Source organism: Prevotella intermedia ATCC 25611 = DSM 20706, assembly GCF_001953955.1.
GTDB classification, from domain to species: Bacteria; Bacteroidota; Bacteroidia; order Bacteroidales; family Bacteroidaceae; genus Prevotella; species Prevotella intermedia.
Genome location: NZ_CP019300.1, coordinates 1,845,314 through 1,866,508, shown reverse-complemented (window position 1 = coordinate 1,866,508; position 21,195 = coordinate 1,845,314). Strand labels below are relative to the sequence as shown.

Here is a 21,195-nt window from a genome sequence, read left to right as displayed (position 1 = left end):
TGCGCAAAATTACGAAAATTAAACCAAACAATCTCATAGGATTAGCATTTATTTTGTAAATTTGCCACTATTATGAAGATATTTACAAGTGCTCAGATACACGAGCTCGACCAATATACGATAGAACACGAACCCATCAGATCGATTGATTTGATGGAGCGAGCAGCCAAGGCACTGACCCACGCCATTATGGAAGAATGGAGCAACAAGACGCCCATAGTGGTCTTTGCAGGGGCTGGGAACAATGGTGGCGATGCCTTGGCAGTGGCACGTTTGCTCTTTGCCGAAGGCTATCAGGTAAAGGTGGTGTTGTTTAATATCTCCAACCATCTATCCGAGAACTGTGCTTTGAACAAAAGCAGGCTGATAGATACAAAGCATTTCAAGGATTTCACGGAAGTAAACGTGTCGTTCGACCCACCCGAACTTACTGCCGAAACCTTGGTTATAGACGGTTTGTTCGGCATCGGACTGAACAAACCCCTTGCAGGTGGTTTTGCCTCGCTTGTGAAATACATCAATCAAAGTCCGTCGAAAGTAGTCAGTATCGACGTGCCATCGGGACTTTTAGCCGAAGATAACTCACGCAATGTGCGTGCAAACATTATTCAAGCCGACCTGACGCTGACGTTACACCAAAAGAAACTTTCGTTCCTGCTTGGCGAATCGCAACAATTCCTTGGGCGAGTAAAGGTGCTCGACATACGATTGAGTAGGGAATTTATCAGCAAGACAGGCGCACAATACGCCATTTTAGAGGAAAGCGAAGTGCGGGAAAAGCTGCTTACACGCGGCGATTTCGTCCATAAAGGCACTATGGGCAACGCTTTGCTCATAGCAGGAAGCTACGGAATGGCAGGTGCGGCAGTGCTTGCAACACGTGCGTGCTTGCGTTCGGGTGCAGGAAAGGTAACCGTGCACACGCCAAAGAAGAACTACGACATTATGCAGACTGCGGTTCCAGAAGCCATAATGCAGATAGACCACGAGGAAACTTATTTCTCGGAAGCCGTAAACGTAGAAGACTTCGACGCATTGGGCATCGGTCCTGGCTTAGGACAGCAGGAAAACACTGCCATTGCTATGATTTCGCAAATTCGCAGGGCGCAGTGCCCCGTCGTTGCCGATGCCGATGCACTGAATATGCTGGCTTCTCATCGGGCGTGGCTGCAGCAGTTGCCGAAGAATATCATTATGACGCCGCATGCAGCAGAGTTCGACCGACTGAACGGAACGCCTTCCAACGGCGACTACGAACGCTTGGAACAAGCGCAAAACTTGGCGCAAAGCCTCACCGCATATATACTCTTGAAAGGGCACAACAGTGCGCTTTGCTTGCCAAATGGCAACATTCTCTTCAACCCCACGGGCAATAGCGGTATGGCAACAGCAGGTAGCGGCGATGTGCTCACAGGTATCATAACGGCTTTGTTGGCTCGTGGCTACAACCATACAGATGCTTGTGCTGTCGGAATGTACCTGCACGGCTTGGCAGGCGACCTCGCTGCAAACGATTTAGGCAAGGAAAGCCTTATCGCAGGCGATATTATCGACTATCTTCCGAAAGCCTTCAAGCGTCTTAGTGAGTAGCATTTGCCTTGCTGTATTTTTGTTTCGATAGAAAAATAATTGGGGGAATGAATCCCCCTTTTTTGTTTGCAGAAGGTGTGGAAATCACCTTGGTTTTGTAAAGATAATTCTAAAGAAAAATGATAATTTCGTTTTTACGTTGCGAAAGCGGCTCTTTTGCAACGCAAAACATACGCTTTTACCGTGCAAAACAGCCGCTTTTGCAATGCAAAACAATAGGTTTTGCAACGTGCTGATAATAAGGTGGTTAGATAACAGATGCTCTTGCGAAAAATATTTACACCGTTGTGGCTTCCTTCTCTCCTATATAATAAGATGTGTAAGAGAAATGGGGCAGAGATTAAAAGGTTCGTTCATTCTCCAAAAAGGGAATGTCTTTTATTCCAACAGAACGTATTTTTCCGTGTGTAGGGCTTTCCATTGGTTTCGTGCGGCAATTCTTCGCTTAAATCAAGAAATATGTATAATTTAACAGTCATACAGATTAATCTGCTCATAAGGTTTGGTGTTCACAAAATAAAAGGGTATATTTGCAAATAAATACTTAGTATTCAGTATTCACATTTTAAATATATAACAATATTATGGCAGTAAATTATAAAGACTTAGGCCTCGTAAACACACGCGAGATGTTTAAGAGAGCCATCGACGGCGGTTGGGCAGTACCAGCATTTAACTTTAATAATTTGGAACAACTCCAAGCAATTGTTACAGCTTGTGTGCAAACAAAGTCGCCTGTAATCATTCAGGTTTCAAAGGGAGCGCGCAAGTATGCTAACCAAACATTGCTTCGTTACTTGGCAGAAGGTGCTGTTGAATATGCAAAAGAGTTGGGCTGCAACCACCCTGAAATCGTGTTACACCTCGACCACGGCGACAGCTTCGAGGTATGTAAGAGCTGTGTGGACTTCGGTTTCTCATCAGTTATGATTGACGGTTCTGCACTTCCTTACGAGGAAAATGTAGCTTTGACAAAGAAGGTTGTAGACTATGCACACCAGTTCGACGTAACAGTAGAAGGCGAACTCGGCGTTTTGGCAGGCGTTGAAGACGACGTTGTTGCTGAAGAGTCTCACTATACACGTCCAGAAGAAGTGGTAGACTTTGCTAAGCGCACTGGTTGCGACTCGTTGGCAATCTCTATCGGTACTTCTCACGGTGCTTACAAGTTTAAGCCAGAGCAGTGTACACGCGACCCAAAGACTGGTCGTTTGGTTCCTCCTCCATTGGCATTCGACGTATTGGAAGCGGTAGAGAAAGAACTTCCAGGCTTCCCAATCGTACTTCACGGCTCGTCTTCAGTGCCAGAGAAGTATGTTGAGATGATTAATAAGTACGGCGGCGCATTGCCAAACGCAGTAGGTATTCCTGAAGAACAGCTCCGTAAGGCTACCAAGAGTGCTGTATGTAAGATTAATATCGACTCTGACTCTCGTCTTGCATTCACCGCAGGTGTTCGCGAAACATTGGCATTGCACCCTGAATACTTCGACCCACGCCAGTATTGTGGCAAGGCTCGCGAGTATATGACCGAACTTTATGCTGAGAAGATTAAGGACGTTCTTGGTTCAGACAACAAGTTGGCTAACCTCGACTAATCCTCGGAAGCAATCAATACAAACGGCGGAACCTTCTTGGAGAGGCTTCCGCCTTTCTTTTCCACTTAATTAGCAAATACTAAAAACACCTTAAATAAAACAGAAAATGAAGAAGACTATCGTTTCATTGGTCTTGTTTCTAATGGGCATTTCAGTGAATGCGCAAGACCAAAACTATTGGATTTATCTTGTTATCGGGCAAGATAATATGATTGGTAAAGCCGATGAAGGAACAAGTACCGATGGCTTCTTGCTCGATTCGTTCAGCAAAACAATAGGCGAAACCGCAAAAGGAAAGCGCATAGGCTTCGTTACCGTAACGTTGCCGGTAAGCCCTATCATTGCTTTCGATAAGCAAAACTATCGCAGCTATGTATCGAAAGTAACCGATGAAAGCAACAAGAAGGCTTTGGCAAAGTATGACAACAACCCTTACGGCAAACTTATCAGTATGGCACGCAGTGCCCAGAGCAAGGGCGTAGTGAAAGGAATATTGCTCCAACAAGACGGTATCGACAACTACAACGAAGCGTGGCTGAAGCGTATGAGGAGAATCTTTTACGACATAGTTGGCGATTTGTCGCTCGATTCTACGAAAGTTCCATTGCTGATAGGCGAGGTAGGCCGTGCTGAATATGGCGGAAAGTATGCCGCTGCCAACGAAACCTATGGCAAAATGCATAAAGCCTTGCAGTATTCGTTTGTTGTTTCATCGGCAAATTGCCCTTTGGCAGACAACAAAATCTACTATTCTAAAGAGGGACTTGAAAATCTTGGGCGCAAATTTGCTATCAAAGCCTTGCAAGGAATTGGCTATGAACTCCCCGAAGTTCGTAGAACAACATCGATAACGAAGCAGACCATTGACCGCAAAACAATGGAAGTAAAAGTACATATAAGCGATAAAGGAATGCTGACGGCTACTTCCAACGAACCCATCGTGAAGATTTCGGTGCAGAATGCAGCAGGAAAAAACATCAAGGATATTGCGATTGCCGAACCTGCAAAAGAGTATAACTTGGACTTGAATGCCTTCCCACAAGGGAATATTATCATTATCTTCTATACAACAGAAGGCGAACACTCGTTCACGATTAATAACTAACTTCGTAGAATGAACGAAAAGATGCACATCGTAACCATTGTTTCAGCAACATTCGTGGTGTTGGAGTTTTTCAATAATCAGCTGTTTTGTGGTTCATACTGCAACTTGTTGAGGCTATAAGAATATTTCAACCAATATAAAAAAGCAGATAAGGAATGGCGCGTTGGCATCTTACGAAACGACAATACTGCATTGCGGGTGCCGTATTGTCGTTTTTTTTACTCGCATTTGTGGTTTATCGAATGCTCCCACCCACGCAAGAAGACATTGATGGCTGTGCTGTAGTGGTGGAGCAGCAAGCCTACTACCAACTTGAAGTAAACGGAAAGCCCACCGTTTACTTTACCGATTACAAGAACTCGAAACTCGTTGGCGGTGTTATACAGAAGGAATTAATCCGCACACGTAAAGTTCGCACACGTGGCTATTGGGTAAATGCTTTTCCAATCTGGCCCAGTTGCTTCGGTCGCATCGTAACAAAGTGGGCTAACAAGCCCTCAATCATCTTGAATCTCAACAGCAATGCCTTGCACAAGCTGTTAGCCAACAAGCTGAAAACTGCCGACGACGAGCTGGCAGACTTGCAAACGCAGCACAACGAGCTTACTTATTATATGCGTGTGCACAACGTAAGCGATTACGGATACAACAAAGTAGCTGACTATCACCGACATCTTGAACGCCAACGCGACTCGCTCCGAACAGTCATTGGTGTGTTGGTGAGCATTCCAAACGATGCCCAACTGCGCATAAAGCAGATTAATCGCTACACCGTGTTGCGCAACGGTTCGGCTAAAACGACAGTCTGCAACCGCATTGCCATATACAAGGACAGCGGAAACCTACTGTTGCAGACGCATAACAAGTTCACACCCATCGGCACAATTGCTGTAATGGGTGCCGAAAGGGCACAGGAAGAGTTGGCAAAGGTGTCGCAGCGCACCGAAGTGGCACTGAACAAGCCGTTTCAAATGGGCGTTCCTGATTCGTTGGGCTACTATGTCGGCGAGATGAAACACGGAAAACCGAATGGCTACGGACAGCATTTCGGCAATAACGGCAGCTTCTACGACGGTCATTGGGACGACGGAAAGCGCAACGGATTCGGCTTCTACATTGCACCACACGAATATTTACAGGTGGGAGAGTGGAAAGACGGCGTGTTTAAAGGCGAACGAATCAGCCACCACCACGAGCGTATCTATGGCATAGACATCTCCAAACATCAGCACGAGAAGAACAAACAGAAGTTCGCCATTGATTGGGAGAAGCTCCGTATCACAGGTTTGGGAAAGATAAGTGCAAAGAAGATACGCGGAAAGGTGGATTACCCCATTGCATTCATGTATATAAAGTCTACAGAAGGCTGCACGGTGCTGAACCCATACTACAAGGACGACTATGCGCAGGCACGCAAACACGGCATCAAGGTGGGGGCATATCATTTCTTTTCCACCACTTCGGCGGGCATAGAGCAGGCTCGCTACTTCCTGAAGAACAGCATTTTCAGCAAAGGCGACCTACCCGCTGTACTCGATGTTGAGCCTTCTGACGAGCAAATAGAAAAGATGGGCGGTGCCGAAGTCTTGTTCAAGCACGTTCGCAATTGGCTTGTTGCGGTTCATCGTGCCACAGGCGTGCGCCCTATTCTTTATATCAGTCAGATGTTTACAAAGAAATACTTGCCGTTGGCTGTCGATTTGCAAGGCGAATACTTCGTGTGGATAGCCCGTTATGGCGAGTATAAGCCCGAACTGAAGCTGACTTACTGGCAATTAAGTCCCGATGGGAAGGTCAGCGGCATACACGGCGACGTTGATATAAATGTCTTTAATGGCTATAAAAACCAGTACGAGGACTTCTTGCGCAAGCATTGTATAAAGAAAAATATTGCTGTTCGCTGACGTTTGAAATGCAGCAACGTATGTTGTTGAGAGGACAGGAAAAATAGGACAATAGTGCAAAAATCCTGTGTAAAAATATCTGTTGTGTAACTTCTTTATTATCAACGCTTTGCAGAACCAGTTGTTTTGCGTTCCAAAAGCGTAGGTTTTGCACGGTAAAAGCGGCTCTTTTGCAACGCAAAACCTACGCTTTTGCAAAGTCAAAGCGCAGTTATCACTTTTTAACAGAATTGTTTAAGGAAAAATAGAACAAAACTACACCGTCAGCTTGCTGCATGTTTCAGCCTGTATGATTGTAGTTTTGGCTCTTTTATTACATAGCCGTCATACGGTAGCCTAATCGCTTCAACTCTATGGCTACACCGAAATTGTAAAGCTGATGAAGTGCTTCTACAAATGTACGGTAAGCCTCTTTGGTACTTGGCTCGATGTTTAAACGGCGCAACTGGCTGTAAGTTCGTGCGGCACATTCGCCCACAAGACGTTCCAAGGCGTTGGCTTCTTCGGCATTGAGCAGTAGAACCTTTTCGCGAATATAGTCGTCGGTATGGTCGAAATCGGTTTGGTCGCGCAGGTAGGCATACAGGTTTTCTACCTTGCTGTATAGTTCCCAGTCCTCGTCCCAGTATTTTGCAACTGCCATTCCGACGTACATTATCCACCCAAGTGCAACCGTTGGGTAGTTGGGAAACTCGCGTATGGCATCGGGCATATAGGCTTCGGCTATTTTCTGCCACAGTTCGTCCAAGTCGGGAGCTTCGGGCAACCGCTCGTCTACCTCGTTGTGTGATAGCAAATATTGATAAAGGTCGTCTTTGAAGATAGTTTCAAAGTTGGTTGTTGTGTTTTTTTCCATTGTCTTTTCTTCTTTTCTGAATAGAAAACAGGGCGAAGCAAGCCCACTTTTCAGTAGCTTTCTTCGCCCTGTCTCGATGTTTCCATTATGCGTTTTGCTTTGCAGTAATGGCTTGTTGTATCAGTGCTGTAATCTCTTCTACAAGTTCAGGATTGTCTTTCAGCATGGTCTTGGTAGCATCACGCCCTTGTGCGAGCTTTGTTCCGCCATAGCTGAACCAGCTTCCGCTCTTCTGAATGATGTTGTATTCTACACCCAAGTCGAGTATTTCGCCCACTTTAGAGATGCCTTCGCCGAAGAGAATATCGAATTCTACCTTACGGAAAGGAGGCGCAACCTTGTTTTTCACAACCTTTACACGAACTTGGTTGCCGATAACATTGTCGCCGTCCTTGATGGAAGTAACGCGACGAATATCTAAACGCACCGAGCTGTAGAACTTCAAAGCGTTGCCACCCGTTGTTGTTTCGGGGTTTCCGAACATCACACCAATCTTTTCGCGCAACTGATTGATGAAGATACAGCAAGTGTTTGTCTTGCTGATGGTAGATGTAAGTTTGCGCAAAGCCTGGCTCATAAGGCGCGCCTGCAAGCCAACGTTAGAGTCTCCCATATCGCCTTCTATTTCCTTCTTAGGTGTAAGCGCAGCCACAGAGTCTACAACGAGAATGTCGATGGCTGAAGAACGAATAAGTTGGTCGGCTATTTCCAACGCTTGTTCGCCGTTGTCGGGTTGCGAAATCCACAAGTTATCTACATCTACGCCTAACTTTTGAGCATAGAAACGGTCGAAAGCGTGCTCTGCATCGATGAATGCAGCTATGCCGCCAGCCTTCTGTGCTTCGGCAATGGCGTGGATAGCAAGGGTTGTTTTACCCGAGCTTTCGGGACCATAAATCTCTATAATGCGTCCACGTGGGTAGCCGCCTACGCCTAAAGCAACATCAAGACCGATGCTGCCGCTTGGTATTACTTCCACGTTTTCTATCTGTTCATCACCCATACGCATGATAGAACCTTTACCAAAGTCTTTTTCTATCTTCGACATCGCTGCTTGCAAGGCCTTCAGTTTGCCTTCAGCAGGGTTTTGTGCTTCTTCTTTAGTCATATATTAATTAATCTATTTTATCTTGTAATTTAAACCTTTTATTAGCAAACGTTGTGCGCCAGTACAGGTTTTATGTTGATAACAAACTATCTTCGCCTGCCTATATGGAGTGCTAAAATGCCCAAAAGTTTCACTTTCGGGCTTTTTATTCGCTGCTAAACATTTAAAAGTTTGTGTATGTTCATTCTTTGTTGTGCAATGCTTTGCCGTTCATTCCTTCTTCTTTCGCTTCTTAGGATAGGGCAACACCTCTGCCAAGATTGCAACAACCTTTGTTGCGTGGTCTGCTCTTGAAACGTCGAGTATGTAGTGTTCTTTTGCTCCTTCGTATGGATAACCTTTTTCAGCCTCTGCCATTAAAGCCTCAATAGCCTCGTGTTGCTTTACGAAGGCTATGTTGTCGCAAGCTATGATGACAGGTTTTTCGTTGGCATATATCATATAGTCGCCAAACATCTTGCGGTATCTGATTGCTCCAACAGCTTCTATCTGTCGGCAAACAAACTCAATGAAGTCTAAAGAACACGCCATTTTGTTTTGCTGTTTCGTTTCTTTGCTGTTTCAAATCCTACAACTCCAAATCGCCTCCGAACACTTCGTGCCAAGGCAAACCTTGCTTGTTGAGTTGCTCCATGAATGGGTCTGGGTCGAAATCTTCCAAGTTCCACACGCCTGGCTTACGCCAAATGCCCTTGAAGAACATCATTGCGCCAATCATTGCAGGCACGCCAGTTGTATAGCTGACGCCTTGCATGCCTGTTTCTTCGTAGGCTTCTTGGTGCTTGCAGTTGTTGTAAACGTAGTAAGTCTGCTCTTTTCCGTCCTTGATACCACGAATACGGCAACCGATTGAAGTCTCTCCGTCGTAGTTTTCGCCCAAGTCTTGTGGGTTTGGCAATACGGCTTTGAGGAACTGAAGTGGTACAATCTTCACTTTTACGGTCTTTCCTGAACCGTCAGCCAATGGTGCTTCGTACTCGATTTCGTCGATACGGCTCATTCCGAGATTCTGTATGCAATCCAAATAAGTAAGGTATTGCTGTCCGAAAGTCATCCAGAAGCGTGCACGCTTGATGGTTGGGAAGTTCTTAACGAGCGATTCCAACTCCTCGTGGTGCATCAAATAAGAATCGCGAGGGCCGATATTAGGATACGTTAAGTCCTGATGCACCTTCAGCGGTTCAGTTTCTATCCATTCGCCGTTCTCGTAATATAATCCCTTTTGGGTGATTTCGCGAATGTTTATTTCAGGATTGAAGTTTGTTGCAAATGCTTTGTGGTGGTTGCCTGCGTTACAATCCACGATGTCGAGGTAGTGAATTTCGTCAAAATGGTGCTTTGCTGCGTAGGCTGTGAATACCTGCGACACACCTGGGTCGAACCCACAACCAAGGATTGCAGTGAGTCCTGCTTGCTCGAACTTCTCTTTGTAAGCCCACTGCCAGCTGTACTCAAAGTGCGCTTCGTCCTTTGGCTCGTAGTTAGCAGTATCCAAATAGTTGCAATCGCATGCCAAACAAGCCTCCATAATGGTGAGGTCTTGGTATGGCAACGCAAGGTTTACCACCAATTCTGGCTTGAACGAATTGAAAAGTGCCTTTAATTGTTCTACATCGTCTGCGTCTACCTGCGCTGTTTTAATGTCGGCTTTGTAGCCTTTGTCGTGAATCGACTTCACCAACTCGTCGCATTTCTCCTTACGGCGACTTGCAATCATAAACTCAGTAAACACGTCCTGATTCTGAACAATCTTAAATGCGGCTACCGTGGCAACGCCACCTGCGCCAATCATAAGTACTCTTCCCATTTTCTTATTTCTTTTATTCTATGTTTTTATCTATTTCCTCTGCGGTTATGCCCATAGCATTCATGAGCGGATAACCTAATATTTGTTGCTTGAAGTTGCCGCCTTCCATAGGCATCATAGCGAACATGGTGATGTGTTTCTGCTCGTCGTCCACATCTTTCAGCGTATTTCGGATAACGCTGTAAATGTTGCTGTCTTCTGCATTCGGCACTATCATTATGCGGCGAACTTCGTCGTGGCTCAGCGCAATGCGCAATACGTCGAGCAATACATCGTCTTTCTCGGTCAGCGCACTGCCCGTAGCAATGGTGTTTATAATAAATTCGCCCAACTGTTTATCGGTAAATGCTTGCTTGTCAAGCTCTTTCTGAAAGTCGGAAGGCACGAAGTTCTCTAATTTTGCTTTGTTCTTATCGTGCAATACCACTACTTGGGTTTCGTGATTGCCTGCTTTCAGCCGTCCGTCGAGTGCTATATCCACCACCCATTGGCTGAAGTCGGCAGCTGGAATCTTTCTGTTGAGCATTCGCTCGAAGTTCACAATGAGGTTGAACGCCACTCTGTCGATATAGTCGCCATCGACAATGATGATGTTTTCGCTCATTTTTATGTTCTGTGAATTTTGTGTATTCATTGCTACAAAGTTACATTAAAAGGTGTGAATGCCCAAACTATTTCACCATTTTTTTGCTTATTGCGAGCCTTATAGGTGTTTGACGGAACTTCGGTAGTGGGCAAATCTCTTTTTATTGTTTCGGTCTGATTTTAACAAAAATACGCTCTGTTTTGTAAAGAAAAAATCTATTGAAAAATGGTAATTGCGCTTTGACGTTGCGAAAGCGTAGGTTTTGCGATGCAAAAGAGCCGCTTTTACCGTGCAAAACCTACGCTTTTGGAATGCAAAACAATAGGTTTTGCAAAACGTTGATAATTAAGTGGTTGCGTGAAAGTTATGCTTATGAAAAATGTTTACACTTTTATTACCTTGTTTCCGCCTAAGTTCTGTTGCCTTTTTAGTGGCAGTGAATGAATACGAAAAAGCGAACCAACGCTCACTGCAAGCATTGGTTCGCTTCTATTTCGTATGAGCCATTCGGCTCAACTGCAATTACAAAGATGTATTAGAGCACTTTGCCACGCCAAGTTACACCTATGTTAAGTTCCGACATCTTGTCTTGAACCACACCTGCAGGGTTGGCGTTCTTGCCAAATGAGTAGCTGTAATAGCCGTGTATTCTGACGTTCTTCTCTTTCAATGGGTAGTATTCTACACCGCTACCAACGCGGGTGAGTTCTGTTCCGTCCATTACGGCAACGTCAGCATCGGTTCCTGCGTGGTTCACTTCGTAGCTTGTCTTTGCAAAAACGTTCAGTTTTTCGGTAGGTTGGTAAGATATTTGACCGATAACTGAGCAGTCTTTGCCGATAAAACCTTGTCCTGAAGCGGCACGGTTCCAATAATCTAACTCTAATTGAAGGTTGTCGGCAAGGTGGAATTTGTTGCCTAACGAAATGTAGTTGATGAACTTATGGGGTGCATATTCCGACATATTTACCGACCAAAAAGGTTCCCAGAAGCCGTGGCGACCATTCCACGCTACGTTGTAGGCATACATTTCTGCTGCCTTGCCTGCTTTGTTTTCGTAGACTTTCTGGTATGGACTTTGGCAAATCTGTGCCGAGAAGACATCGTTTCCGCTGTTGGTGGTGAGCTCGCCTACAAGTCCCCATTGGTAGCAAGGGAAGTTGTAGCAGAATTCTGATAGGAAATAGCAGTCGATTGGAGCGGGCAACAATTCGTAGCCTGCCACCATTACAATGTATTTACCTGCTATAAGGGCTACATTCTTGTTGGGTTTATACTTCAAGTACAACCAGTCGGTAGAGTTGAAGAAGTTGTAGTCTTTGTTGATACCGTTCAGGCGGTTGCGGAAAGCATACGAGAACTTTGGCGAAATGTCGCCTTTCAAGATGATATTTACAACATTTCCCTTGAATCCGCTTCCTTCTTTAATCTTCTTGCCGTCAATGTTTATGCGCTGATAGTCGGCTCTTGCCTCGACCTGCAAGTTTACAGGCTTTGTTTCTTGCGCCATTACGGTTGTCGAACTCAATAATAATAATGCGATAATGCTTTTGATTTTCATAATTAATAATGAATAAACTTTATTTCAATGTGCTTTTATACATTATAAAGAGGCGGCATATTTGTTATGCCGTCTCTTTATTTTTAGTTTCGGATACAATGTAACTTGCCCCCTTTTTCCTAATTGTTAGTGTTTATGTTTTTTATTCTTGTTCCACAAACCGCGTACTTCGCTGACAGTGTCGGTGGTGCAGAACGAATCGATTTCTTCTTTAGCAAGGAACGCCATGAAGTTAGACAACTCTTCGTTGGTTAAGATAATCTCCAACTGTACGTTCTTCTGATGGCTGAAACCACCAATAACCTCGTGCATGGTTACGCCACGGTGAAGGGTGTTGATAACATAGTCTTGAATCCGTTCGTAGTCTTTTGAAATAACAAATACACGGTTTCGCATGTTCATACCCAACATAAAGTGGTTCAAGATAAGGCCGTTCATCCATGTACCGATAAGACCGATGATAACAAGATAGGGAGGGTTGATGGCAAAAGCAGTACAGCAAATGGCACCACCTGCGAATGTTACCGATGTACCAAGGCTTACACCTGTGTACTTATTGATAATCTTTGCAAGAATATCGAGTCCACCTGTAGATGCGTTGATACTGAAAAGAATACTTTGAGAAGCACGCAGAATCAGTACGAAGCAAAGCAAGTCGAACCAAGGATTTGTTATTATACCACCAGCAACATGCTGTGTGAACATAGATTCTGACATCGGAAAGATTGTTCCAAGGAAGTCAATCATCGGACCAAGTATAAGTGCAGTGTAAACAGTCTTGGCACCAAACTCGTTTCCTATCAGAATAAACGACAATACTAACAAGATTGCGTTGATAATGAAGATAACATTACCAACTGAAATGAATGGTAAAAGCTGGGAGATTACCAGTGAAAGACCAGTAATAGAACCTACAATGAGCTTACTTGGGATAAGGAAGAAGTAGACGCCGAGGGCTGCAACGAACATACCAAGGGTCATGATAACCAGCTCTACCCAAAACTTTCTTGTCTTCAGCAATCCTCCAACTTTAGAAAGACCTTGATTAATGCCTTCAGATGAGAATGGACTGACTTTCTTAGAATCTTGATTCATAATTAAATTCGATTTAAGTTAGATTGTTTTTTATATTTTTTTTGTTTTCTCTGTTTGTATGCATTCGCCTTTCAAACCTTTATGGTTATTAAGACAAGGCTGCTCCAAATGCGGTACAAAATTACACTAATTAAATGACATAACAAATTTTTAATACTCAAAAATCACTTCTTACCTTGTAATTTTTTACTTATTCTCTACTTTTTTATCAGCAACAGGGGAGAATAAGACCATTCAAAGGCAAATTTGTTCGTACCTTTATTATATAATAAGGTGTTGCTTACTTGCTGATATTTTGCTGCTTACCGCCTTGTAGCAACGGTTGTGCAGCGATGCTGTAAAAACAGAACGGAAGTGTGGCAATGTGATAAACACGGTGCTTTTAGATTATAAGTTTCATCTTGCAGAATACGCAAATATCAATCAATAATCAATGAAAAAGGTGTTTAAAATAGGTTTTTAAGGTATTGGGTAGATGCGTAAGTTATAATTTATAAGCAATTGTGTGGTTGTTTTATATCGTAATGGCGATACTTGTAAGGAAGATAAAACAACACGGGGTGGCACTATGCGTGTCGCCCCGTGTCGTTTTATGTGTTTTGGAGTGCGGAGATTTATCCGTAAATGATTTTTCCGTTCTCGTCTTTATATTCGTCGCCGATACCCTTTTCGTAGGTAGACATGGCACGAAGGCTCATACCAATGTTAGAGAAACCACCGTCGTGGTAGAGGTTTTGCATGGTTACCTTTTTCGTTAAGTCAGAGAACATAACGATGCAGTAGTCTGCACATTCGGCTGCCGAAGCGTTACCGAGTGGCGACATACGGTTGGCGAAGTCGTACAACTTGTCCATACCCTTCACGCCTTGACCAGCTGTGGTCATCGTTGGCGATTGCGAGATGGTGTTGATACGCACGTTCTTTTCGCGACCGTAGATGTAACCGAAGCTGCGCGCAATGCTTTCCAAGAGAGCTTTGGCATCAGCCATATCGTTGTAACCGAAGAATGTACGCTGTGCAGCAATGTACGACAAAGCCAAGATTGAGCCATACTCGTTGATAGCGTCGAGCTTCTTCGCACTCTGAATCATCTTGTGGAACGACATTGCCGAAATATCGAGCGTCGTGCCCAGCATATTGTAGTCCAAGTCGTCGTATGTACGGTGCTTGCGAACATTTGGCGACATACCGATAGAGTGCAACACGAAATCAATCTTTCCACCTAAAATCTCCACCGAACGATTGAAAACATTCTCCAAATCCTCTACACTTGTTGCATCAGCTGCAATTACTTCACAATTCAATTTCTCAGCCAATGCGCTTACAGTACCCATTCTCACGGCTACCGGAGTATTTGAAAGTGTTATCGTTGCTCCTTCCTCTACTGCTCTTTCAGCAACTTTCCATGCGATTGACTGCTCGTTTAAGGCACCGAAAATAATGCCTCTTTTACCTTTTAATAAGTTGTTACTCATAATTAATTATCCTTCTAAATTGGGTTCAAAGGTACTAAAAATTGTTGGAAAACTAACCTATTTGATTGTTAAATAGGGTTTTCCCACTTCACCTCACCCTATCCGTGCGTATCTAAGAACGATGTGCGAAGTCTTCAAGTAGGCGTTGGCTTGGCATAAGAAAATAGGTTAAGCACGCAATCTCATAGATATTTTTTATCAAACTCACCGATGAAACTGTGAGGCTTTTTCGGTTTAGTTTTGTAAAGATAATTCTCTTAAAAAATGACAACTGCGTTTTGACATTGCGAAAGCGGCTCTTTTGCGTTGCAAAACCTACGCTTTTACCGTGCAAAAGAGCCGCTTTTGGAACGCAAAACAATAGGTTTTGTAACGTATTGATAGTTAGATGATTAAGCGATGATTATGACTATGAAAAATATTTACATATTTATCGCCTCATTTTCGTTCGTAGAATAATGTGAGTTTGTAATATACTGGCGTGTTTCTTATGACGAATTCACGTTCAGATAGGGAATAAAAGCAAAGAAAGGAAACCCGATATGGGCTTCCTTTCTTCTTTCTTTAGTTTATCGAATATTCTATTTCGCTTGAACGAAAAGTCTATTTCTCAATTGCTGCAACGCCTGGCAACACTTTGCCCTCGATAGCTTCGAGCATTGCACCGCCACCTGTTGAAACATAAGAAACCTTGTCTGCCAAGCCAAACTTGTTTACGGCAGCTACCGAGTCGCCACCACCAACGAGCGAGAACGCACCGTTATTCTGTGTAGCTTCGGCAACATACTTTGCAATTTCGCCTGTACCGTGAGCAAAGTTCTCGAATTCGAACACGCCAACAGGACCGTTCCAAAGGATAGTCTTTGAGTCGAGAATAATCTTCTTCCATATTTCAAGACTTTCGGGGGCAGCGTCCATACCTTCCCAATCGTTTGGAATCTGGTTGATAGGGAACTCCTTGCGCTCTGCATCGTTAGAGAACTGTTGTGCGCAGATAGATGCGATAGAGAGCGAGAGGTTTACGCCCTTTTTCTTTGCTGCTGCCATTACGTTCAATGCTTCAGGCATCAGGTCGTCTTCGTGTAGCGACAAACCTACGTTTCCGCCTTGTGCCTTGATGAAAGTGTAGCCCATACCGCCACCGATGATGAGGTTGTCTACCTTATCGAGCAGGTTTTTGATGACGCCGAGCTTAGAGCTGACCTTTGAACCTCCGATAATGGCGGTGAAAGGGTGCTGTGCGTTCTTCAAGACATTGTCGATTGCGGTTACTTCTTTTTCCATAAGGAAGCCCAACATCTTGTGTTCGGCATCGAAGTAGTCGGCAATTACGGCTGTTGAAGCGTGCTTGCGGTGAGCTGTACCGAAAGCGTCGTTCACATATACGTCAGCGTATGAAGCCAATTTCTTTGCGAAATCAGCCTGACGTGTCTTCATTTCTTTCTTGGCAGCGTCGTATTCTGGTGTGCCTTTTTCTACACCGACAGGCTTGCCTTCTTCTTCAGCGTAGAAGCGAAGGTTCTCCAACAAGAGTGCTTCTCCGTTCTTCAAAGCTGCAACTTCGGCTTCAGCGTTGCCTGCGTCCTTGGCAAATTTAACGGTTACGCCAAGTGCTTCGCTTACGTTTTTCACTATCTGGCTCAATGAGAGTTCAGCCTTCACCTTGCCTTTAGGCTTACCCATGTGGCTCATCATAATGAGTGCGCCACCGTCAGCAAGCACTTTCTTCAAAGTTGGTAAGGCACCACGGATACGTGTGTCGTCTGTTACATTACCATTCTCGTCCAATGGCACATTAAAATCCACGCGAACAATTGCTTTCTGTCCAGCGAAGTTGAAATCATTAATCTTCATTTGATTGATTTTTATATAATTATAATGAATACATTCCTACGGCAAAAATACGAAAAAATATTTTATCAGGGAAACGAAACACAATCTTTTTTGTAATTTTGCAGTAACAAACTGACATAAATGAAAGATTCTATTATTATCGTTAGCGGTGGACTCGACTCCATTACGCTCTTATACGACAAGGCTGAAACTATTGCCTTAGCCGTTTCGTTCGATTACGGGCAGAACCACGCCTGCAAGGAATTGCCTTTTGCGGCATTGCATTGCAAACGCTTGGGCATACGCCACATTGTTATTCCTTTGCAGTTCATGCAGCAATACTTCAAGAGTTCGCTCTTGGAAGGGTCGGACAAGATTCCTGAAGGGCATTACGAAGAGGAGAATATGAAATCGACGGTGGTGCCATTCCGCAACGGCATTATGCTCGCCATCGCAGCAGGCATTGCCGAAAGCCATAATCTCAACCGCATTTACATTGCCAACCACGGTGGCGACCACACCATTTACCCCGATTGTCGTCCCGATTTTATCGACGCAATGACTGCTGCCACCGAAGCAGGCACATTCAACAACACACGCATAGAAGCTGCCTTTACCAACATAACAAAAGCTGATATTGTGCGTATCGGTACAAAACTCGGCATAAACTATGCCGAAACGTGGAGTTGCTACAAAGCGGGCAAGCACCATTGCGGTAAGTGCGGCACTTGTATCGAACGGCACGAAGCCTTCGGAGAAGCAGGATTGGCAGACCCAACGGAATACGAGGAATAAAACAAAGCGACCGACAAGCAGGATTGATTAAACGGTTTCTGCAGCAAAGTAGTGCTTTCTTATTTTGGAAGAACAAATATTTTGTTTTAATACACAATATGAATTAAAGGTAAATGAGCGTATAACAATGAACGGAATTACACAAAAACAGCTTTTCAGAGAGATTAAAAACTTCTTAGTAATTGCCATTGCCATATCCATAGGGTGCTTTGGTTGGTGTGCATTTGTATTGCCCCACAAGATTCCTATCGGTGGCATTGCAGGTCTTTCATCGGTGCTTTACTGGGGCACGGAAACTCCTGTGCAGATTACTTACTTCGTGCTGAACATCTCGTTGCTGTTGGTTGCACTGAAAACCTTGGGCTGGCGGTTTTGCATTCACACCATTTTTGCCGTGGTGGTGTTTACCGTTACCAGCACTATCTTTCAGGAAATGATGGCAGGAAACACTCTTTTCCCCAACGAACCTTTCCTTGCCAGCGTTATTGGTGGCGTGCTTTTAGGGTTCGGCACGGGCATAGCCTTGCAATACAACGCCAGTACGGGCGGCTCGGACGTAATTGCAGCAATGATAAACAAGCACCACGATGTATCGTTGGGTAAGATAATATTGGGTTGCGACCTTGTTATAATTACGTCTGGCTACTTGGTTCTGCACAATTGGGAGAATATTATATATGGCTACATCACGCTTTTCATCATGACGGGAGTGGTCGATTATGTCGTCAATGGTATGCGTGGGTCGGTTCAGTTCTTCGTCGTTTCCGACAAATGGAAGGAAATTGGCAATGCCATTAACAGCGATGTGGAGCGTGGTTGTACGCTTATCGACGCCCGCGGCTTCTATACGGGCAAGGAATTGGGTATGCTTTTCATACTTGCGCGCCGTTCCGAAACCCGCGATATATTCCGTGTTATCGACGAGATAGACCCCGAAGCCTTTGTTTCGCAGAGTGCTGTAAACGGCGTTTATGGCATTGGGTTCGACAAAATGAAGGTGGGAAGTCGCAAAAAGATAGCCGATGATGATGCAAAAGTTAATGAAAATCAGTAACTTTGCAGTATGAATTATGATGAAATAAAGGATAAGCGCATTGCGGTACTGCTTTCGGGCGGTGTCGATAGTTCAGTTGTTGTCTACGAATTTGCACGGTTAGGGCTTACCCCCGACTGCTTTTATATCCGCATCGGTCCCGAAGAGAAAGAAGAATGGGACTGCAATTCGGAAGAAGACGTGGAGATGGCAACGGCTGTGGCACGGCGTTATGGCTGCCGATTCAGTGTGATAGACTGTCATAAGGAATACTGGAGTCAGGTAACGAAGTACACAATGGATAAGGTGCGTGCAGGTCTTACGCCCAATCCCGACGTTATGTGCAACCGCATCATTAAGTTCGGTGCCTTCGACGAGAAGTGCGGACACGACTACGACCTCATTGCTACGGGGCACTATGCACAAACCAAGTGGATTGACGGAAAGAAATGGCTCTGCACAAGTCCCGACCCAGTGAAAGACCAGACCGACTTTCTGGCACAGATATACGACTGGCAACTTAGAAAAGCCATATTCCCGATAGGTCATTATGCAAAGAACGAGGTGCGCGAGATAGCCGAACGCGAACACCTAATCAATGCCAAGCGTAAGGATTCGCAAGGTATTTGCTTCTTGGGCAACATCGACTACAACGAATATGTGCGCCGTTATCTTGGCGAACAGGTAGGCGATGTGGTGGAACTTGAGACCGGAAAGAAGATAGGACAGCACAAAGGACTGTGGTTCCACACCATCGGACAGCGCAAGGGCTTGGGCTTTGGCGGCGGACCGTGGTTTGTTGTGAAGAAAGACGTAGCTGCCAATGTGTTGTTTGTCAGCCACGGCTACGACCCTGAAACGGCGTACAAGAAAGACTTTAAGGTGCACGGCTTGCATTGGCTCACCGAAATGCCCCGCCCCGAAGCAAGCGACAGTGATGCCGAAACGGCTGGAAAGATTTCCATCTGCTTTAAAATCAGGCACACGCCAGAGTTCCACAAGGGCTATTTGGAACTGCTTCCTGCTGCTGATAATGGCGAACCGACAGAAGCAATCGTACATTCTGAAGACAAGATACACGGCGTGGCACCTGGTCAGTTCTGCGTTATCTACGACAAAGACCACAACCGCTGCTTCGGTTCGGCAGAGATTACAGTATAATGGAAAAGCGCAAATACGGAGTGCAGATACGTCTGCACTCTTTTCCTATCACATACTTTAACTATTGTTCCTTATAAAGTTGTGGGATTAAAGTTTTTTAGCTATCTTTGCACGGTCGTCAGTTTTGGCGGTCGTCTTTGCGTTTTCAGCACGGACAGAAGCAGGCAGCGACAACAATCGGAATACTATAAATACAGAAATAATCTAAAATTTACAAGCAAATTCTATGAACAAAAAGACTTTAATGGTCTGTGGCTTGATTAGCCTCTCGCTTTCAATGCAGGCACAGACAAAGGGTGGTGGAATTGACAAGCAGATGATGGAGAAAATCACCGCAGGACATTCATCAACTGCTAATCGTGCTCTTGCAAACGCTATTGCAACAAACTCTATCGACGACCTTGCTCGTAACTTCAAGAAAGCAGGCAAGATTGATAGTCATTTCAGCGTTGAGACAACCAAGCAGAATATTCACGACCAGAAAAGCTCGGGTCGTTGCTGGCTCTTTACTGGTTTAAATGTGTTGCGTTCCAACTTTGCGAGCAAGCACAAAGATACTCTTCGAGTAGAGTTCTCACACGTTTACTTGAGTCTCCACGACCAGTTGGAGAAGTCCAACCTTATGCTTCAAGGCGTTATCGACAATGCCAACAAACCAATAGAAGACCCTACTGTGCAGTTCTTCTTTAAGCATCCGATAAATGATGGTGGTACTTTCTGTGGCGTTTCAGACCTCGTTGATAAGTACGGACTTGTTCCTATGGAAGCAATGCCAGAGAGTTATTCAGCTGAAAACACTTCTCGTATGGCATCAATCATATCTTCTAAGCTCCGCGAATTTGGATTGGAACTTCGTAAGATGGTAGCTAACAAGAAGTCGGCAGCAGCGATTAAGGCGCGCAAAACAGAAATGTTGGGCGATGTCTATCGCATTCTTACCCTCTCGTTGGGTGAGCCTGTAAAGACTTTCGAGTATGCTTTCAAGGATAAGAACGGCAACAGCGTTGGCAAACCAAAGACTTATACTCCACAATCGTTCCGTGACGAAGTGATGGGAAATAAGCTCAACGGTACCTTCATTATGGCAATGAACGACCCACGCCGTGAGTACTACAAGACTTACGAAGTGGAATACGACCGCCATACCTACGACGGACAGAACTGGAAGTACATCAACCTTCCTATGGAAGACATTGCAAAGATGTCTATTGCATCTCTGAAGGACAATACAAAGATGTATACAAGCTATGACGTAGGCAAGCAGTTGGACCGCAAGCGTGGTTACTTGGATTTGGACAACTACGATTATGGCACGCTCTTTGGCACATCTTTCCCAATGAACAAGGCAGAACGCATCTCTACATTCGATAGCGGTTCTACCCACGCTATGACACTTACAGCTGTAGACCTTGACGAGAACGGACAGCCAAAGAAGTGGATGGTAGAGAACAGCTGGGGCCCAACAAACGGCCACAATGGTTGTTTGATAATGTCAAACCCATGGTTCAACGAGTACACCTTCCGTCTTGTGATAGACAAGAAGTATGTCCCAGAAAACATATTGAAGGCATACGACCAAAAGCCTATTATGCTTACGCATGACGACCCATTGTTCCAAGAGGACAATTAAAATAATTCCGATAAAGGAGGGTAGGGCATCTGCCTGTATGAGTGCTCTCCTTTTTACT

The 21,195-nt window shown here is 44.7% G+C and carries 17 protein-coding genes; 8 read left to right on the top strand and 9 right to left on the bottom strand.

Translation table 11 applies throughout. The features are described from left to right. Window positions 1–72 precede the first annotated feature (72 nt). The 4 genes from BWX39_RS08050 to BWX39_RS08035 all read left to right on the top strand — a co-directional run bounded on the left by BWX39_RS08050 (window position 73) and on the right by BWX39_RS08035 (window position 6,197). Window positions 73–1,590, top strand: a complete 1,518-nt coding sequence (locus BWX39_RS08050; RefSeq protein ID WP_028905423.1) for a bifunctional ADP-dependent NAD(P)H-hydrate dehydratase/NAD(P)H-hydrate epimerase — start codon at window positions 73–75, stop codon at window positions 1,588–1,590. Window positions 1,591–2,174: 584 nt separating this feature from the next. Further along, the gene (locus BWX39_RS08045) at window positions 2,175–3,188 is read left to right on the top strand and encodes a class II fructose-bisphosphate aldolase (protein WP_014709605.1); all 1,014 of its coding nucleotides are present in this window, start codon (window positions 2,175–2,177) and stop codon (window positions 3,186–3,188) included. Window positions 3,189–3,294: 106 nt separating this feature from the next. Further along, complete coding sequence (locus tag BWX39_RS08040) at window positions 3,295–4,293, top strand: sialate O-acetylesterase (RefSeq protein ID WP_028905424.1); 999 nt, start codon at window positions 3,295–3,297, stop codon at window positions 4,291–4,293. A gap of 155 nt (window positions 4,294–4,448) precedes the next feature. Continuing rightward, on the top strand, window positions 4,449–6,197 hold the full coding sequence (locus BWX39_RS08035; RefSeq protein ID WP_028905425.1) for a GH25 family lysozyme: 1,749 nt from the start codon (window positions 4,449–4,451) through the stop codon (window positions 6,195–6,197). A 313-nt stretch (window positions 6,198–6,510) separates the two neighbouring features. Here BWX39_RS08035 and BWX39_RS08030 read toward each other — a convergent pair whose 3' ends face one another. The 9 genes from BWX39_RS08030 to BWX39_RS07985 form a co-directional block, all read right to left on the bottom strand. Then, window positions 6,511–7,053, bottom strand: coding sequence for a hypothetical protein (locus tag BWX39_RS08030; protein ID WP_028905426.1), 543 nt, complete (start codon window positions 7,051–7,053; stop codon window positions 6,511–6,513). 85 nt (window positions 7,054–7,138) lie between these two features. After that, the gene (gene recA / locus BWX39_RS08025; protein WP_028905427.1) at window positions 7,139–8,161 is read right to left on the bottom strand and encodes a recombinase RecA; all 1,023 of its coding nucleotides are present in this window, start codon (window positions 8,159–8,161) and stop codon (window positions 7,139–7,141) included. A 210-nt stretch (window positions 8,162–8,371) separates the two neighbouring features. Then, window positions 8,372–8,692, bottom strand: a complete 321-nt coding sequence (locus BWX39_RS08020) for a transcriptional regulator (RefSeq protein WP_028905428.1) — start codon at window positions 8,690–8,692, stop codon at window positions 8,372–8,374. 37 nt (window positions 8,693–8,729) lie between these two features. Then, window positions 8,730–9,968 (bottom strand): saccharopine dehydrogenase family protein, encoded by a 1,239-nt coding sequence (locus BWX39_RS08015; protein ID WP_028905429.1) that lies wholly within the window; start codon window positions 9,966–9,968, stop codon window positions 8,730–8,732. 13 nt (window positions 9,969–9,981) lie between these two features. Then, the gene (locus BWX39_RS08010) at window positions 9,982–10,602 is read right to left on the bottom strand and encodes a DUF6621 family protein (RefSeq protein WP_028905430.1); all 621 of its coding nucleotides are present in this window, start codon (window positions 10,600–10,602) and stop codon (window positions 9,982–9,984) included. Between the two features lie 487 nt (window positions 10,603–11,089). Continuing rightward, window positions 11,090–12,115 carry a porin gene (locus BWX39_RS08005; RefSeq protein WP_028905431.1) on the bottom strand — a complete coding sequence of 342 codons (1,026 nt, stop codon included), beginning with the start codon at window positions 12,113–12,115 and terminating at the stop codon, window positions 11,090–11,092. 126 nt (window positions 12,116–12,241) lie between these two features. Then, window positions 12,242–13,210, bottom strand: coding sequence for a YitT family protein (locus tag BWX39_RS08000; RefSeq protein ID WP_028905432.1), 969 nt, complete (start codon window positions 13,208–13,210; stop codon window positions 12,242–12,244). 614 nt (window positions 13,211–13,824) lie between these two features. Then, entirely contained in the window at window positions 13,825–14,685 is an 861-nt protein-coding gene (locus tag BWX39_RS07995) for an enoyl-ACP reductase FabI (RefSeq protein ID WP_028905433.1), read from the bottom strand. A 603-nt stretch (window positions 14,686–15,288) separates the two neighbouring features. Then, entirely contained in the window at window positions 15,289–16,539 is a 1,251-nt protein-coding gene (locus BWX39_RS07985) for a phosphoglycerate kinase (RefSeq protein ID WP_028905434.1), read from the bottom strand. A gap of 120 nt (window positions 16,540–16,659) precedes the next feature. Between BWX39_RS07985 and queC the strand changes: the two genes are divergently transcribed. The 4 genes from queC (at window position 16,660) to BWX39_RS07965 (ending at window position 21,137) form a co-directional block, all read left to right on the top strand. Then, window positions 16,660–17,313, top strand: a complete 654-nt coding sequence (gene queC / locus BWX39_RS07980; protein WP_028905435.1) for a 7-cyano-7-deazaguanine synthase QueC — start codon at window positions 16,660–16,662, stop codon at window positions 17,311–17,313. Between the two features lie 127 nt (window positions 17,314–17,440). Beyond that, window positions 17,441–18,367: a YitT family protein gene (locus tag BWX39_RS07975; protein WP_028905436.1), complete on the top strand. Its 927-nt coding sequence runs from the start codon at window positions 17,441–17,443 to the stop codon at window positions 18,365–18,367. A 9-nt stretch (window positions 18,368–18,376) separates the two neighbouring features. Continuing rightward, window positions 18,377–19,507, top strand: a complete 1,131-nt coding sequence (gene mnmA, locus BWX39_RS07970) for a tRNA 2-thiouridine(34) synthase MnmA (protein ID WP_028905437.1) — start codon at window positions 18,377–18,379, stop codon at window positions 19,505–19,507. 226 nt (window positions 19,508–19,733) lie between these two features. Next, entirely contained in the window at window positions 19,734–21,137 is a 1,404-nt protein-coding gene (locus BWX39_RS07965) for a C1 family peptidase (protein WP_028905438.1), read from the top strand. Window positions 21,138–21,195: the final 58 nt, after the last annotated feature.